Raw genomic sequence first — 14,017 nt, 5'->3', positions numbered from 1 at the left:
TCGTCATGCTGTGTGCACTCCTTTGCGGAGAACAGCAGGGCCCGCACGCGCTTGCTTGGAGGCGGTGGCGTGCGGGCCTGTGCTGTGGGCGAGGTGGTGCAGGTCAGAGCCCGTTGGGCTCCAGGGAGAAGAAGACGACGTGCGCCCCGGCGAACGCGGGGTCGCGCATGACGATGTGCTTGCGCAGGGCGAGGAAGACGTCGTGACGGCGGTCGTGCTCGGTCGGGGTGATCGTGCCGTACCAGGTGTCCATGCCCCCGCCCGTCTTGGCGAGGGTCAGCACGTACTGGTGCGAGCCGTGCCGCCGGTCGGCCGGCGCGGGCGCGGGGGTGGTCTGCTGCTGGGTGTGGGTGGTCACGCGGGGACTCCTGTCGGTCCGTCGTGGCAGGGGGTGCACATGCCGAGCGAGCGCGGGATCCGGTATCCGGCGTCCCGCCGGCAGGCCGGGCAGACGCGCTGCGCGGCGTTCGCCTTGGAGAGGGCCGCCCGGCGCGCCGGCGTCATCGGGCGGACGGGCTTGGCCCGGTCGATGCGGTAGAGGTAGGCGATCAGCGGTTCCCGCCGTCTGCGGGGGCGCTGGAGTTCGGCGGCGACGTCCTGCCCGCCGGGCCGAAGCCCGAGAGCGCGGAGCTGGCGGCGGGTGGCGTAGCCGTCCGGGGCGAGCCGCCACCGGAACACCGGCAGCGCACTCACGACGACGCCCCTTCCAGCGCGAGACCGGTGCCGTCGCGGTGCTCCTGGTATCGGGCGGAGACCCAGCCGATGGACCAGCCGCACAGGTCCGCGGCGGCCCTCACCGGAAGCCCTTCACCGAACGCCGCATGCACGACCTGGCGGGCGCCGCGCTCGGGCAGCTTCTCGTTCACGGGCCCACCGGCGAGCAACTCGGCCCGTTCACGGGCCTCGCGCTCGGCGGCTTCCTGCTGCTGCCGGCGGGCCGCCTGCTCGCGTGCCAGGCGCTCGGCTTCGCGTCGCTGTTCAGCCTCACGGGCGAGGCGTTCACCCTCCCGCTGCTGCTGTTCACGCATCTGTTCACGGCGTTCACGGGCCTCCCGCTCGGCCCGCTCCCGCTCGGCCCTCTCTGCCCGCTCGGCACGCCGTGCGGCCTCTTCCCGCTCGGTCTGTTCACGGGCGAGGCGGGCCTCGTGCTCGCGCTGTTCACGCGCCTCTGTGGCGGCGTGCTCGCGTTCCTGGCGGGCCTGGGCCTCGGCCGCTTCCCGGCGTTCCCGGGCCGCCTGCTCGCGTGCCTCGCGCTCGGCGCGCTGCTCGGCTTCCAGGCGGGTGACGGCGGCGGTGATGGCGCGCCGGTAGGCGAGTCCGGTCTCTGCGGTGACGATCAGCAGCAGGGGTGCGACCGCGTGCACGGCCACGCCGACCAGGTCTTTCTTCAACGCGGAGTCGGTGACGTTCAGCGCGAGGGTCATGCAGCCAGTGAGCCAGCGGAGTACGACGGGCCACCGGCCGCCGTCGCCGCCGAGGCGGGCGAGGACCGAGTCCAGCCGCACCACGATGACGACCGCGGCGTCCACCACGAGGGGGAGGATGGGGGCCGTCCACTTCCACCCGTCGGGGGTGTGGGCGGCCATCAGCGGGGTGACGGTGAGGATCGAGTAGAGCATCGCCCCGGCCACGATCAGCCACGTCCCGACGCTCAAAGCGCGCTCGGCTGAACGGATCTGAACAGTGTTCACGGCGACCCCTCCCGCACGCTCGTGGCGGCGATCAGGACGACCGGGGCGGCCGGGTCATCGTCCGGCGTGACGTCCTCGGTCCACTCCCAGTCGGGCCCGTCCGTGAACACGTAGCCGAGCGCGGTGAGCGCCCGTGAACGCTCCTGAACGGTCGGCACGGTCGGGCCGTCGAAGTCGTAGGTCGGCCAGACGGGCGCGCCCAGGAGGACGACGTACAGGCGCCACCGGCCGGTCACCCGGCTTGCGGACAGTTGCGCGGTGAGACTGCCGGCCGCCGTCACGCGGCACCGCCGACCGCGCCCGTGGGGCGGTTGGCCAGCGCCCGGCGGGCGGCGAGCACCCGGCGGCGGGCCCGGCGGATACGGCGCTCGTCCAGCAGCGTGGGGGTGCGGTCCAGCAGGGTGATCCGTGCGTCCAGCAGCTCGACCTCCGCGGCGATGAGCGGCATTTCCGTGTCGATCGCGTCCAGCTCGGCGGCCGTGGGCTCACGGTCCGGATCGGTGGCGGTAACAAGCATCTGACGTGCGACGATGGACTTCATGAGTCGTGGTCTCCCTAACAGGTTTCACGGCTCGACAGCGGCCCCGGAGTTGCACCTCCGGGGCCGCGCGCCGTGCATGGGCGGATGGGTCAGACGGTGGCGATGAGCAACGCTGCGACCAGCAGCCACAGGTGATGGAAGGACTGGTCCAGCGCATAGGCGCCGGTCCCGATGTGCGGGTTGTCGTCCCGGCCCGGGCGCGGAGCTCCCAAGCGGTAGAACTCGCCCTTGCCCGTCACCGCGGCGAGTCGGGCCAGCGTCGTGCGCCGGTCCGCCCAACCGTGCGACAGGGCGTCCACGGCGAGCCCGGCGACCACGCCGGCCGCGGACAGCCCGAGGCCGAGCAGCCACCCGGCAGCGAGCAGCAGCACGCCCTTGGTGGTAGTGAGGGTGGCGACGTGCCGTGCGGCGGCGAGGCGCCCGGGCCAGCCCGGCGCCCCCTTCGTGCACGACTGGTGCGAGGTCTGCACCCAGTGGTCCCCCACCGAATGCCCGACCCATAAGACGACGAAGACCGCAGCGAACAAGGCAGCGTCCATGCGGAAACTCCCAGGTAGCAGGGGCGGAACCCTTCCGGCTCCCCTCACGCTGCTCGTACAAGACGAGCAGCGGAGACAACCGGCCGCCGACAACAGGCGGCGGACGCTGGTTGATTCAGACCTCCGGTACGCGTGGTGCCCCTCGCCTCGGGGAGGTCTGGTTCCCAGGGGTGATCGGGGCAGATGCCACGCGGGTCTTAGAGCCGCTGGCGTGTCCCCCTACGGGGTGTAGGGCCCGGGTGTGACGCGGGCCCAGTCTCGGTCGGCTGGTCTCCACTCGCCTCGGCCGGAGGAATCACGACCGTGAAGCTGCGGTGGATCACGCTGTTCAGTTGTCGGAGCTCAGATGCGGTCCCTTCCGGGACTTCCGTGCAGGTCAAGCCAGTGCTGTGCATGGGGAGGGGACCTGAAGTGCTGGGCCGCTCCCCCTCCTTCAGATTGACCTATGTCAATCTGAAGGTCAAGCGGTACTCGCGCTGAAGCGGAGATTGACCTAGGTCCGGTTACTCTCGGAGCCATGGACTCCAGCCCCGAAACGGCCAAGCCGACCGCGAAGGAGATCGCCGCCAGGTTCCGGTCCGACATCGCGGCGCCGGCAGGCAAGTACAGCCCGGGCGACCGACTGCCCCCCGCCCGTCAGCTTGCGAAGGAACTGGGCGTTCAGCTGATGACCGTGCAGAACGCCTACGGCCAACTCCGTGACGAAGGACTGGTGCTCACCCAGCAGGGGCGAGGGACCTTCGTCCGCGACCCTTCGACTCCACTCGGTACTGAGCCGGGTAGCAGTCCCGCGTTCGTCGCGCTTGCCGATGAACTCGGCTCGATCCACGACGCACTCCGACTGCTGGGCGAGCGCCTTGATCGACTTGAGCGCATCGTCGGCAGCGAGAAGCCTCAGCCGGGCTAGTGCCACCAGCCCGCTCTGGTCTCTCGGTTGCTCGCTGATTCCTGACATGCGGAAGAGCATGAAGTCGGAACCAACTGAGGACCCGGACAGAGTGTCCGGGTCCTCTTAGGTTGCAGGTCAGCAGCGTTGACCGGGGTCACTTCATGGCCTGGTCCACTGCGTCCAGCACTGCCGCCCACGGAAGGCCCCTTCCAGCAGGGGCCTCTCGCGGCTCGAAGAGCGGCCACTCAGATCCGTAAACCAGCCGAACGCCTCCAACCCGCAGTGCCTTGATGTGCCCCTCCCATGCCGGGTGACGCGCGTGCGCGGCGTTCACTCGGGGGAACACCACCACCGGCAGACCCTGTGTCCCAATCGCCTCGCCTACCTGAGTCAAAGCTTGGTTGTCCATCAGTCCAAGCGCCAGCTTGGCGATCATGTTCGCTGAAGCCGGCGCCACCACATAGCAGTCCACCGGCGGGTGCGGACGATCCTCACCGGGAAGGCGAGGTTCGTCGCGCACGGCCAGCCCGGTCAGTTCCTGCAACCGCTCGGCTTCACCACTCAGGCGCAGCCACCGGCCGGCATTCGGAGTGAGAGTGACAGCCACTCGCCATCCGCGTTCAATCGCAGGCCGGACCAGCCCGGACCGGAGATGCTCCACGCCGCCGGCCGCCGAGGCGACCACTCCAAGCACTCCGCGTTGCTCAGCCACTCACTGCACCGCCCTGCATCGTTGCGCCATCGCGACCACATCTGACGCGCGCGAGCCTCCTGTGACCGGAGACTGCTTGATCAGGTCGCGCAGCGTCTCTCGAACCCTGGGATTGTTCCGCACAAGCTGCGGCGACGTGAGCTCAGCCGTGCGCAACTCCCCCAACGCTTCGTCACCCTGACCTGCCATCGAAAGAGCACGAGCGAAGTCGATCCGGTGCGAGACGCTGCGCTCCTGCGGCATGTGATCGACATCGATCCGACCATGCGCAACCACATACGACACGTTGTCCAGGTCCAGCTCGATGGACAGCCGATGCAGAAGCACATTCGTCGGACCGAAGCCCGTCTGCCAGTAGTTCTCATCCGATCCAAGGTCGTCCGCCAGCGCATCAGCGCGATCGAGCAAGCCGACGGCAGTCGGACGGTCCTGGTGCCGGGCCGCGGCAACAGCGGCCCGCAGGTAGACCATGCCGAGCAGGCTGAGCGCTTCGGGGTCGCTCTGCTCGACTCGGGTCGACAGCCACCGAGCAGTGGTGTTGCCCAACTCCAGGGCGTCGTCGTAACGCCCGTTGGCCAGTAGCGCATGGGTGCCGGCCCGAGCGGCTGACGCCAAGACGAGGGGGTTGTCGGACTCATCGGCGGCCCTCATGGCGCGCTCGGCAGCGAGCCACGAGATATCCGACTCTCCAATCTTGGCGAGCGTCGTCGCCGCGAGGTGATGCGTCCGGGCGGAAACCGCCCAGCAGTCACGGCAGTCGTCGTCCCGACGAGCAGCACGATCCTCCAGCTCTTGAGCACTCTGGAGAAGCGCCGGCAGCGCAGCGATGACGCTCCCGAGACGCCCGCCCTGGTAGTCGTCCCAGGCGCTTTCCACGCGTACGGCCACCGGGGCCGGCGTTGGGAGTTGCGAGTCGGCTTCCGCACCGAACAGCAGTCGCGACAGGCGACGTGGACTCATGAGAGCGTCGCGGACGGCCGGGACATCGTCCTGGTGCCTGTCGTCCTCGACGAGCAACGTCTGCCCCAGCAGATCGCCGAGAGGTACGCGCATGATGCGCGACAGTTCCGAGAGCATGTCGATGCGCGGGGGCTTCCGCCGACCAGTCTCGATCTTCGCGAGCCAGTCCGTACTGCGGCCCACAAGGCCAGCCAGCACCTCCTGCGTATAGCCGCGACGCTTCCGGTAGAACGCAATTCGCTCCCCGATGCTGAGGTGATCTCCGAGACCACGCATTGCGTGTTGCCTCCCTTTGTCGAGGTGCCGGCCTCACGGTACCGAGTTGCCCGCGCGCCAGGTAGGCACGTTCGAGGCCCTCTAAGGAGAAGGATGGCGGACCCTCAGCACCTCAACCCGGACAGACTGTCCACCTCTGCCATCTGCTCCACTAGCCGATCCACCGACGCGGCAGCCCCCTGAAGACCCGCCCCCACTGGCTTGACAGGTCGAAGCCAGGGCCGTCCCACGATCAGTTCAGTGCCAGCCTCAACCTCTGATTTGCATCAAGTAGGCCGCGCGCGTACCCCACCCCTAGCGACACTAGACCCATGTCCCGTTTACGTCTGAGCACTCCTACCCCCCGAATCTACGTTTGGCGCATAATGCTCCCTATCGGGTTCGCAGCCAACGTATGGGGCAACGAACTCTATAGCGAATCGCGGCATTGGGCTGGCCTGGCGTTGTTCTTCGGCGGGCTAGCGCTTGCCGTCCGTGGCGCTAAGTCCTGGCGAGGCATTTCCAATGGCTGGCAGACTCCAAAACGAATTCGCCTGTGGGCTTCCCTTAAGTGGGATAGCGGATGGAAAAAGTACTGGGAGTCAGCGAAACTGACGGTTTGGGCCATCATCGTCTTAGGATTGCTACTCTACGGCTGGAAAGTGCTCGGCGGGATCCTCAATCAGCCTGACGGGATCACGGTGCATTTTCCCCACACCTTATCAATGATGCTAGCTTGGGGGTTGCTGCCATTCGTCGCACAATGGGCTGAGCCAAACGATCCACCTAGGGCGGTCTTGCTCAAGCTACTCGGGTCAAAAATTTGGCGGGCAGTGATTACTCGAACGGTAGCCAACTGCGCCGGATTCTATTTCGCAGGACTTTCCGTGTACACCCTGACCTTTACCAGTCGCCCGACTTTCCTCGTTCCTGTTGTCGTAACCCTCGGGGTCGCCGCAATCGCTACGGGCCATAAAACATGGACACGGCTGCGCAAATTGTCCACTCAACTATATGGCAACGTTCAAGAGCTCAAGCGGGACTTGGCAGCAATCCCCGGGAATACCGGAAATATAGAGGACAGACTAAATTCCGCACGCAGGAGTTGGGATCTGGTGAGCCTAGATTTATGGACTAACGTTGACACCGGATACGGCCTGCTTGGCACGCCTTTCCTCCCCGGCGACATTGTAGCCGAATTAGCGCTAGCCATGGAAGAGTCAATTGTAGCGCTGGAGCACGACAAGAATGCAGCGAAGGACGTTCTAATCTTTCTGGATGCGATTCAGGAAGCATGTTTCGCAAGAATTGACTCGGTCGCCTGACACCGCGATGCCCGACCCCGCGCTCACTCCATGCAACGCAACCGCGGCTACGTCGCACGCGCATTGAGAGCGAGCGTCGATTGCCGCGCGATAAAACGGCACGCATGGCGCGGAGTGGCCCCACAGTCCCCTCAACCCACCCTCGCTCTAGGCAGAGGCGAGCGTCGGCATCCCAATGCTCGCCCGCTCCACACTGTGCGGTTCGACACCGGATGAAGCGGACCGCTGATGCAGGTATGGAGCAGATATAATGGTTGATCTAAAAGGCTAAGCACGCCTCAGAGCAACTACATTTCCAGGCAATGAGTCATTCGATTGCTTGGCTCGCATCTGCTCAACAGCGGGAGCGCTGCGCTGACCCTCCACGATGCTTTCCATCAGGTCGACAGCCCAACCTGTAAGTGAGGAGAAAAGCTCTGCCGAGGGAGTACGTTCTAGTCCACGCTCCGCCATCGCAGAGATTAGCCTCGGCCGCTCTGGCTGCTGATCCGACCAGCCAGGCTCTTGGATTCGCCAAGTAACGCCAGTGTTTGGATCCCTCCGCGCAGACAGCTGCTTGAAGAGCCCTGTGACGCGATAGTCCTCAATTAGCTCATTATTCTGGGCGTGCTTAATCAGCGCCGCCAAAGAAACTTGCCACCGCCGCTTGAGCGGCATCAGAGATGTGAGAGTAGGACCTTCAGGCCACTCAAGGAGCAGGGCGCTCGATGGATAGAGGAATTCATTTGCAAATCGATTGGCTTCTTCTTCATTCACATCACCAGGCGTTCCGCGATGTAGAACGAGGTGCCCCAACTCGTGTGCAACTGACCACCTGACGCGCTCCCATGAGTTAACCGGCCTAGCGACTATAAGCGGCTGCTCGTGAAAGTCTCCGCCCCACACGCTGTACGCATCATGCTTCGCATCGGGCAATTGAATATCTGCCATCAAGACGGGGATGCCAGCACGCTCAACTGCATGAATGACGTGAGGGATTGGATCTCCCTCTGGAAGATCCAAAGCTGCCCGGGTTTCACGGGCGGCGTTTTCTGGTGTAATGTCAGACTTGACTTTCGCCGGGATCCTCAATGGAGGACGAGTGGCATACGCGCTCAGGTTTTCTAGAAGCTCATAAGACATTTCAGCAAAAGAGGTAAGAGCATCAACCTCTGCCATTCTTATAGACTTCTTTGAGCGAAACAAAAGAGATCCTCGATGGATCGCTTGGCTCGGCTCTTTAGTGAAGAATTCCTCACGGAAGCGCAAATGCTGAGCCAGGGCTCGCAGTCGCATTCTCGACATGTCGTGGCATACAGATCTCTCCAGCGCCGTCCAGGCCGACGGAGACAGCCCCAAAAGGCTGGCAAGTGGCTTGATAGGGCTGTGGCGAATTGTCCTGGCCTGTCGAACACGATGCCCGTAAACAGAAACTGTGTCAGCCACAGCAGACCATCTCCAAACGTCACGTCGAGGGTCAGACGCTTGGCTGCGCGCCCTCCGCTCCTCCGGCTTCGCGCCTCGGACGGCGCGGAGCGACCAGGTTGTCGAAGTCGTCCTTTACATGCTGGACGCTCGGGTTCACGTTACCGCGCGACAGAGTCGCCAAGGCAGGCACCTCAGCCTTCGCGCAGGCGATCAGGGGCGAGCGATTGAGGCTCTTTTCGTCGTCTAGTACGACAACGAGGAAACCGCCGAGAAGGTCGCTCTTGTCCATCCACCAGACGAGCGCCGGCACGTAGCCGTGCCTGAGAGGTGACAGGGCGCCCACCTGTGGCTCGTCGACTTCGTCAAACGCCGCCTGATAGGGAACCTGCACGACAGTCTCCCCACCAAAGCGCGCGATGGGAGACTCCTTGATCTTCCGCATACGCAGCAGGACGCCGGACGTTCTCTCCTCCAGGCCGACTGACCGATTGGGTCCGGGCCGCAGACGAAACTTGCCGGACTCGAACACAGGGCTGTCTGCCGCGAGCAGGACGCGGTCCCGGACCTCCATCGAGAGGACGTTGCCTTCAACGCGCCGCGGGTGGGGACGCTTCTTGCGTTCGAGGACTGCCGCAGCAGCAAGGCTGTCCTCCAAGTACCCGCGCATGCGCGCCAGGTCGACCTCGTTGCGTCCGACGAACGCGTCAAGCCACGACTGTGGGTTCATGGAGAAAATTTCAGCAGTTAACCCACATGGGTGTCAAGTGGTCCGTTTGTTGGTCCTGTTGGAGATGCTCTGTCGCCATCAGGATCTGCCCGCGAGGTCAAGACGACAGGTCTATTGGCAAGCTAGCAGGGGCCGCTGACAGCGGCAGTGTCGTAGCTACAGGACCCCTGACGCTGTTCGTCTCGCTCGGCGCCGACCGCTCCAGCGCCGTCGAACGTGTCTACGCGTCACCGTGAGCGGCTCAGTGCCTGCCTGCTTCGGACGGACGTGCACGATGGAGCAGCCCTGGTATACGTGATACTGCCGCTCTGGGAGGCGCACCACCTAGCACCACCTATGACGGACAGCAGCGGTGAATCACAGGAGCGTCTACAGGCTTGCCAGCGTGCCCGTAGGACCATCACCACAGGTCAGGGCCCCGACTGGAACAGATGGACAAGATTCCCAAGCTTATAGCGCGGGTTCGATTCCCGTCATCCGCTCGTGAACGAAGCCCCAGGTCGGTGACCTGGGGCTTCGTCGTTGTCCGGATCCGCGACTCAGGCCGGCAGCGCGTCCAGGGCAGCGAGGTCCTCGGGGTCGAGGAGCAGGTCGGCTGCCGCGATGTTGTCCTCCACGTGAGCGACCGAGGAGGTGCCGGGGATCGGGAGGACCACCGGTGACCTGGCCATCGTCCAGGCGAGTTTGACCTGTGCCGTGGTCACTTCGTGCCGGGCGGCAATCCGGGCGAGCAGCTCGGACGGTTCGGGGCGGCCCAGGGTTTCCAGGGAGAAGAAGGGGACGAAGGCGATGCCCTGCCGGGTGCAGGCGTCGAGGACTTCCGGGTGCCGGCGGTGGAAGAGGCCGTACATGTTCTGCACCGCCACCACCGGGGCGATCTGCTGTGCCCGGGCGAGTTGGGAAAGGGTCGTGTTGCTGAGGCCCAGGTGGCGGATCAGGCCCTCCTCCCGGAGGGCGGCGAGGGCGGCGAAGCGCTCGGCCGCCGTTTCGTCGTCGTCCTCGTGGAGCCGCAGGTAGACGAGGTCGAGGCGGTCCCGGCCGAGTTGCCGCAGTGTGCGGTGGACACCGGCGACGAGTTCCCGGGGGTCGGCCGGGGCGCCCCAGCTGCCGTCGGGGTGCCGGACCGGGCCGACCTTGGCCGCCAGGACCAGGTCCTCGGGGTAGGGGTGCAGGGTGCGGCGGATCAGGCCGTTGGCCGAGAGGCCGCCGTGGAAGTAGAACCAGGCGGTGTCGATGTGGTTCACGCCGAGTTCCACCGCCCTCCTCAGCACGGCCGCCGACGTTTCCGGATCGTTCGCCGGTCCGGCGATCTCGCGGGCTGGCAGCCGCATGGCGCCGAAGCCCATGCGGGTGACGGGGAGGTCTCCGCCGAGAAGGAAGGCGACGGGCAGGTTCTCACGGGTCGTGGTCATGTCCCCAGATCCTCGGGAAGCCTCGTGCCGAAGGCGAACGACTGGCAGGTTGGTGCCATGACGGCGAGAGGCATCGTGACGCTACGGGGCGAGGCAGAGCTGGCGCGGCGGGCGGGCGCCCTGTTCGCGGGGGCACGGCAGGAGTTCCTCTGCGCCGCCGGAGAGACCGGGACGTGGTCGGCCGCCGTTCCGAGCGCGCCCCGCGCCCTCCCGGCCGGGCTCGTGGTGCGCAAGCTGTACGGGCCCGGCGTCCTCCGGGCCCCCGGTGGGCAGGAGCTGCTCGACCGGATCGGCAAGGCCGGCGCGGAGATCCGGATCTCGCCCGCGCCCCCGGCCCACGAGGCGATCGTCGTCGACGGGCGCCTCGCGGTGCTGGCGGCCCCGCGGTCCACCGAGGGAGGGCCCCGTACGTACGACGTCGTGCAGGAGCCGGGAGTGGTGGCGGGGGTGAGGGCCCTGTTCGAGACGGCCTGGGAGACCTCGGCGGACCTCGCCGCGTACCACCGTGTGCCGTTGCCCCTCCTCAGCGACGCCGAGCGGGCCGTCCTGCGGGCCCTGGCGGCCGGTCATACGGACGAGGCCGCGTCCCGTCGGCTGGGAGTGTCCTTGCGGACCTACCGCCGGCGGGTCGCCGCCCTCATGACCGCCTTGGACGCGCGATCCCGCTTCCAGGCCGGCCTGCGGGCCCGCGAGATCCTCGGCCGGCGTTCGGACACCTGACAATGCCAGGGCGACCGGAAAGGGGAACGAGATCGGGTCCGTCCCGGCGAGTGGGCGACTGCCGATCAGATCGGGGAAGCGGCCGATGCCGCTCGCTTCGCCAGGAGGTCGACCATCCGGTGCATCGCGGGCACGGGCAGTGCGGGGTTCCTGGCGGCGTCCTCGGCGGTCTCGGGGTCCTTCAGCAGCCGGAGCAGGACGTCCGGCGGGAGGGCGGGGTTGCGGGCGGCGAAGGCCCGCACGGAGGGATCCGGGTCGGCCAGCAGGCGTACCGCTGCTGAGGGAGTGAGCCTGGGATCCTGCGCCGCGTCCTGCCGTACCTCCGCGATTGCGTCCCGGCTGAGTTCCTCGACCAGCTCGGGCGTGGACTGTGGATCGTCCAGGGCGAGTCGGCGCAGCCTCGGGTCCGGGTCGGCGGCGTAGCGGAGCAGACCGGCGCGGGGGAAGTTCGGGTGGTTGCGCGGACGGCCGGGGAAGCTGAAGCTGCCGTCCCACCAGTGCCAGATCTCCAGGAGCATGTCCGGCGGCGCGTCGTCGCAGGACTCGGCGAGGTAGAGACGCACGAGCCGGTCTTCGTCGCGGGCGAGCCGTTCGACGACGTCCTGCGGCAGGTGCCGGGCGCGGGCGACACTGCTGCGTACGCAGGGGTGGCTGGAAGCGGCGAGCCGGCGCATGGCCGCGGGGTCGCCGTGGAGGTCCGCGACCCAGGACAGGGCCAGGGGGCGCCCCTCGTCCGGATCGGGTACGCCGCGGATCGCGGCCCGCTGCTCCTCGGTCAGGTCGGACCGCAGTGCGATGACATGCCGGATCCAATCGTCTTCGTCCTCGGCGAGTACGGCCACGGCCGCCGGGGCGAGACGGGGGTTGTCGGCCAGCCTCCTCCGCACGGCCGGATCCTCGTGCCGCGCCAGCCGCACGGCCAGTTCGGGCGCCAGCCGACAGGCGTCCAGGGCCTTGCCGGCTGTGCCGCCAAGACGCTCGAACCCGGCCCCGTCCAGCAGATGGTCCTGGTGGTGCCGGAGCCAGGCAGCGGTACGAACGTTCTCGTCGGCATCGGTGAGGAGCCCTTCTCGCAGAGGCGGAGACAGCTGGCTCCAGGCCGGCGCACAGGCAGCGGCCCGGACTGCGGGAACCGGGTCGGCGGCGAGAGCGCGGAGCAACGGGACAGGAAGACGCAGCCCGGCGGCCTCGGCCCGGACCAGCGGGGATACGTCGGCGGCGAGCACCTCGGCATCTGCCGCGGACAGCGTCGCGCGCCACCGGACTGCCTTCTCCACGAGCAGGGCCCGCCGCGCACCGCTCGTCTCCGCACGGACGAGACGGCCCCACTGGTCCGAGGTCAACTCGTGCGACGCTTCGACGAGCCGGCTGCGGATGTCCTGGCCCGGGTGGGTGACCGCGGCATCGAGAACGGCGGCAGGGAGGTCCTCGCGCCACAGGAAGCGGGCATCGATGTCGAGCAACCGGACGAGCAGTTCCTCGGGTGCCGCCCGGTTGAAGCCGAGGAGGCCCCAGCCCTCAACCGGCTCCACCACGTCTTCGAATGTCATGGACACCATCCTCCAGGTCGGCTCTGCCGGGCTGCGTGCAGGAACTCGTTTCGTGGACGGGGAATCCGGCCGGGGCAGGGCCGGGACCTGAGCCGGCGCCACCCCCGCCGTGCTGAGGCGCTCGCCCGTCGGGGCGGTGTGGCCCTCTCTGCAGAGCGTCGACCACACCGATCACGGGGCTGAGCCACGTACCGGTTCGGTCCTTACGGCCAAAAGGCAGAACTGACCGGGGAGTCCATGGATGCCGGGCCTGGTGGAACCGACTGGTACGCCCTGGCGGTCTCCTCCGGCCTTCTCGACGACCGGCGCGAGTTCCTCGTCCTGCTCCCCCACGGCACGCACACGCACCAAGCCGCCCTGCTCCCCCACGGCGCGCACACGCACCAAGCCGCCCTGCAGAAGCGGAGCCAGCCCTGTGGCCGCCGTGCCGCACCGGAGGTCTGGACCCGGGTCCGGCTCCTGGACTGCAGCTCATAGCGCGGGTTCGATTCCCGTCATCCGCTCGTGAACGAAGCCCCGGGTCGGTGACCTGGGGCTTCGTCTTGTCCGGATCCCTCAGCCCTTCACGGCGATGGCGGCGACGGCCGCGTCTCCGTCCGCCCGGGACGCGGCGGCCGAGCCCGGTCCGAATCCCCTGACGATCAGCCGGCCGGCCAGTGCCAGCTCCCAGGCGAACACCGGGAGCGCGGCGGCCGCCCCCGCCACGGAGAGCTGCGCGTAGGCCCCGAACATCACGGCGACGGCCGAGGCGCAGATCAGCGGTCCGCCGACCAGGCCGAGCACGGCGATGAAGCGCGGTACGAGCCGGGCGCGGTACGCGATGTACGCGAGCAGGACCGTGTTCAGGCCGAGGGCGATGTTGGGCCCGAGCAGGAACGTCCAGTCGTGCACCGCCACCAGCGCGGCGTCGGCGCCGGCCGCCCCCGCGTCCCGCCGCAGGGTGACGAGCGTCAGGACCGCGACGATCCCCAGGGCGATGACAGCCGCCTCGAGCAACCGCCCGAAGGCGTAACCGAGCGCGAGCCCCTCGCCGTGACGCCGCAGGACGGGGAACAGCGCCGCCCCGGTACCGGCCACCGCCACCACCAGCACCACCTCGCAGAGCGCCCCGAGCAGTGCCCGCGTGTCGGCGCCCTGGGCGAGCCGGCCGTCCGCGGCGCCCAGCAGGGGTCGGTACAGGATCGCCCCGGCTATCGCCGCGGCCTCGGTCAACAGGAACAGCGACCCGGCGGCCACCGCGGTTCTCCGGTCCGGACTCATCTTCTCCAGTACCCCCCACTCGATCCCTG

The 14,017-nt window shown here is 67.5% G+C and carries 17 protein-coding genes; 4 read left to right on the top strand and 13 right to left on the bottom strand.

The window, feature by feature from the left end:
- Positions 1-103 precede the first annotated feature (103 nt).
- The 6 genes from EAO77_RS28585 to EAO77_RS28560 form a co-directional block, all read right to left on the bottom strand.
- Positions 104-358 carry a hypothetical protein gene (locus EAO77_RS28585; protein ID WP_147991228.1) on the bottom strand — a complete coding sequence of 85 codons (255 nt, stop codon included), beginning with the start codon at positions 356-358 and terminating at the stop codon, positions 104-106.
- Complete coding sequence (locus EAO77_RS28580) at positions 355-693, bottom strand: RRQRL motif-containing zinc-binding protein (protein ID WP_147991227.1); 339 nt, start codon at positions 691-693, stop codon at positions 355-357. The genes EAO77_RS28585 and EAO77_RS28580 overlap by 4 nt, the downstream gene beginning before the upstream one ends.
- Positions 690-1,691: a DUF2637 domain-containing protein gene (locus EAO77_RS28575; RefSeq protein ID WP_147991226.1), complete on the bottom strand. Its 1,002-nt coding sequence runs from the start codon at positions 1,689-1,691 to the stop codon at positions 690-692. The genes EAO77_RS28580 and EAO77_RS28575 overlap by 4 nt, the downstream gene beginning before the upstream one ends.
- On the bottom strand, positions 1,688-1,972 hold the full coding sequence (locus tag EAO77_RS28570; RefSeq protein WP_147991225.1) for a DUF6303 family protein: 285 nt from the start codon (positions 1,970-1,972) through the stop codon (positions 1,688-1,690). The genes EAO77_RS28575 and EAO77_RS28570 overlap by 4 nt, the downstream gene beginning before the upstream one ends.
- Positions 1,969-2,232, bottom strand: a complete 264-nt coding sequence (locus EAO77_RS28565; protein ID WP_147991224.1) for a DUF6284 family protein — start codon at positions 2,230-2,232, stop codon at positions 1,969-1,971. Before EAO77_RS28565 ends, EAO77_RS28570 begins: the two co-directional genes overlap by 4 nt.
- 89 nt (positions 2,233-2,321) lie before the next feature.
- A complete protein-coding gene (locus EAO77_RS28560) occupies positions 2,322-2,771 on the bottom strand; it encodes a transcriptional regulator (protein WP_147991223.1) in 450 nt (149 codons plus the stop codon).
- 517 nt (positions 2,772-3,288) lie between these two features.
- Between EAO77_RS28560 and EAO77_RS28555 the strand changes: the two genes are divergently transcribed.
- Entirely contained in the window at positions 3,289-3,678 is a 390-nt protein-coding gene (locus EAO77_RS28555; protein ID WP_147991222.1) for a GntR family transcriptional regulator, read from the top strand.
- 136 nt (positions 3,679-3,814) lie between these two features.
- Here EAO77_RS28555 and EAO77_RS28550 read toward each other — a convergent pair whose 3' ends face one another.
- Positions 3,815-4,321, bottom strand: a complete 507-nt coding sequence (locus EAO77_RS28550; RefSeq protein ID WP_261994183.1) for a flavoprotein — start codon at positions 4,319-4,321, stop codon at positions 3,815-3,817.
- 51 nt (positions 4,322-4,372) lie between these two features.
- A complete protein-coding gene (locus tag EAO77_RS28545) occupies positions 4,373-5,608 on the bottom strand; it encodes a helix-turn-helix domain-containing protein (protein ID WP_147991221.1) in 1,236 nt (411 codons plus the stop codon).
- A gap of 365 nt (positions 5,609-5,973) precedes the next feature.
- Here EAO77_RS28545 and EAO77_RS28540 point away from each other — a divergent pair, with 365 nt between their 5' ends.
- Complete coding sequence (locus EAO77_RS28540) at positions 5,974-6,912, top strand: hypothetical protein (RefSeq protein WP_147991220.1); 939 nt, start codon at positions 5,974-5,976, stop codon at positions 6,910-6,912.
- Positions 6,913-7,179: 267 nt separating this feature from the next.
- On the opposite strand, the gene EAO77_RS28535 is transcribed toward EAO77_RS28540, so the two are convergent.
- From EAO77_RS28535 to EAO77_RS28525, 3 genes are all read right to left on the bottom strand, one after another.
- Positions 7,180-8,187, bottom strand: coding sequence for an ImmA/IrrE family metallo-endopeptidase (locus tag EAO77_RS28535; RefSeq protein WP_187283458.1), 1,008 nt, complete (start codon positions 8,185-8,187; stop codon positions 7,180-7,182).
- Positions 8,188-8,368: 181 nt separating this feature from the next.
- Positions 8,369-9,046: a hypothetical protein gene (locus EAO77_RS28530; RefSeq protein WP_147991218.1), complete on the bottom strand. Its 678-nt coding sequence runs from the start codon at positions 9,044-9,046 to the stop codon at positions 8,369-8,371.
- A gap of 539 nt (positions 9,047-9,585) precedes the next feature.
- On the bottom strand, positions 9,586-10,458 hold the full coding sequence (locus tag EAO77_RS28525; RefSeq protein WP_147991217.1) for an aldo/keto reductase: 873 nt from the start codon (positions 10,456-10,458) through the stop codon (positions 9,586-9,588).
- Between the two features lie 57 nt (positions 10,459-10,515).
- Here EAO77_RS28525 and EAO77_RS28520 point away from each other — a divergent pair, with 57 nt between their 5' ends.
- Entirely contained in the window at positions 10,516-11,178 is a 663-nt protein-coding gene (locus EAO77_RS28520) for a helix-turn-helix transcriptional regulator (protein WP_147991216.1), read from the top strand.
- A gap of 65 nt (positions 11,179-11,243) precedes the next feature.
- Here EAO77_RS28520 and EAO77_RS28515 read toward each other — a convergent pair whose 3' ends face one another.
- Entirely contained in the window at positions 11,244-12,728 is a 1,485-nt protein-coding gene (locus EAO77_RS28515; RefSeq protein WP_147991215.1) for a PE-PGRS family protein, read from the bottom strand.
- Between the two features lie 237 nt (positions 12,729-12,965).
- Between EAO77_RS28515 and EAO77_RS28510 the strand changes: the two genes are divergently transcribed.
- Positions 12,966-13,205, top strand: a complete 240-nt coding sequence (locus EAO77_RS28510) for a hypothetical protein (RefSeq protein WP_147991214.1) — start codon at positions 12,966-12,968, stop codon at positions 13,203-13,205.
- A gap of 78 nt (positions 13,206-13,283) precedes the next feature.
- Here EAO77_RS28510 and EAO77_RS28505 read toward each other — a convergent pair whose 3' ends face one another.
- A complete protein-coding gene (locus EAO77_RS28505) occupies positions 13,284-13,988 on the bottom strand; it encodes a DUF4386 domain-containing protein (protein WP_147991213.1) in 705 nt (234 codons plus the stop codon).
- Between the last annotated feature and the right edge of the window lie 29 nt (positions 13,989-14,017).

The organism is Streptomyces sp. T39 (assembly GCF_008042045.1).
GTDB lineage: Bacteria > Actinomycetota > Actinomycetes > Streptomycetales > Streptomycetaceae > Streptomyces.
Note: the sequence above shows the minus strand (reverse complement) of the source record. Positions and strands in the feature narration are given on the sequence as shown.

Excerpts from the sequence above, each read along its gene's own strand:
- EAO77_RS28565 (WP_147991224.1), bottom strand. The coding sequence starts at position 2,232 with ATGAAGTCCATCGTCGCACGTCAGATGCTTGTTACCGCCACCGATCCG.
- EAO77_RS28560 (WP_147991223.1), bottom strand. The coding sequence starts at position 2,771 with ATGGACGCTGCCTTGTTCGCTGCGGTCTTCGTCGTCTTATGGGTCGGG.
- EAO77_RS28555 (WP_147991222.1), top strand. The coding sequence starts at position 3,289 with ATGGACTCCAGCCCCGAAACGGCCAAGCCGACCGCGAAGGAGATCGCC.
- EAO77_RS28545 (WP_147991221.1), bottom strand. The coding sequence starts at position 5,608 with ATGCGTGGTCTCGGAGATCACCTCAGCATCGGGGAGCGAATTGCGTTC.
- EAO77_RS28540 (WP_147991220.1), top strand. The coding sequence starts at position 5,974 with ATGCTCCCTATCGGGTTCGCAGCCAACGTATGGGGCAACGAACTCTAT.
- EAO77_RS28535 (WP_187283458.1), bottom strand. The coding sequence starts at position 8,187 with ATGCGACTGCGAGCCCTGGCTCAGCATTTGCGCTTCCGTGAGGAATTC.
- EAO77_RS28530 (WP_147991218.1), bottom strand. The coding sequence starts at position 9,046 with ATGAACCCACAGTCGTGGCTTGACGCGTTCGTCGGACGCAACGAGGTC.
- EAO77_RS28525 (WP_147991217.1), bottom strand. The coding sequence starts at position 10,458 with ATGACCACGACCCGTGAGAACCTGCCCGTCGCCTTCCTTCTCGGCGGA.
- EAO77_RS28520 (WP_147991216.1), top strand. The coding sequence starts at position 10,516 with ATGACGGCGAGAGGCATCGTGACGCTACGGGGCGAGGCAGAGCTGGCG.
- EAO77_RS28515 (WP_147991215.1), bottom strand. The coding sequence starts at position 12,728 with ATGACATTCGAAGACGTGGTGGAGCCGGTTGAGGGCTGGGGCCTCCTC.
- EAO77_RS28510 (WP_147991214.1), top strand. The coding sequence starts at position 12,966 with ATGGATGCCGGGCCTGGTGGAACCGACTGGTACGCCCTGGCGGTCTCC.
- EAO77_RS28505 (WP_147991213.1), bottom strand. The coding sequence starts at position 13,988 with ATGAGTCCGGACCGGAGAACCGCGGTGGCCGCCGGGTCGCTGTTCCTG.